The organism is Streptomyces sp. IBSBF 2435 (genome assembly GCF_036815005.1).
Lineage (GTDB): Bacteria > Actinomycetota > Actinomycetes > Streptomycetales > Streptomycetaceae > Actinacidiphila.
Genome location: NZ_JAJSYW010000415.1, coordinates 1 through 416 on the forward strand (window position 1 = coordinate 1; position 416 = coordinate 416).

The 416-nt window shown below is 69.7% G+C and carries 1 pseudogene; it reads left to right on the forward strand.

Annotated features, from left to right (window positions below):
- Positions 1-416: pseudogene (locus V7E46_RS33740) on the forward strand (hypothetical protein); the annotation flags it as partial.

Consider the following 416-nt stretch of genomic DNA (forward strand, 5'->3'; position numbering starts at 1 on the left):
GCGGGGCAGACGATCCCGAACCTGGTGGTCGTGCCGGTCGTCAACGGCAAGGTCGACTTCTACAACCACGCCGGCAGCGTGAACCTGATCGCCGACATCTCGGGCTACTACACCTCGGCCCCCATCGGCGCGAAGTACAGCAACCTCGGCCCGCGCCGGCTGATGGACACCCGCAGCGGCATCGGGGTGCGCGCCGGCAAGGTCGGCGTCGGCGGTCTGGTGACCCTGCCGGTCACCGGCGCCAACGGGGTGCCCGCCACAGGTGTGACCGCGGTGGTGCTGAACGTGACGGCGACCGGTCCGACGTCGTCCAGCTTCGTGTCGGTCTACCCGGACGGGACACCGCGGACGAGCGCGTCGAACCTGAACTTCGTGGCGGGGCAGACGATCCCGAACCTGGTGGTCGTGCCGGTCGT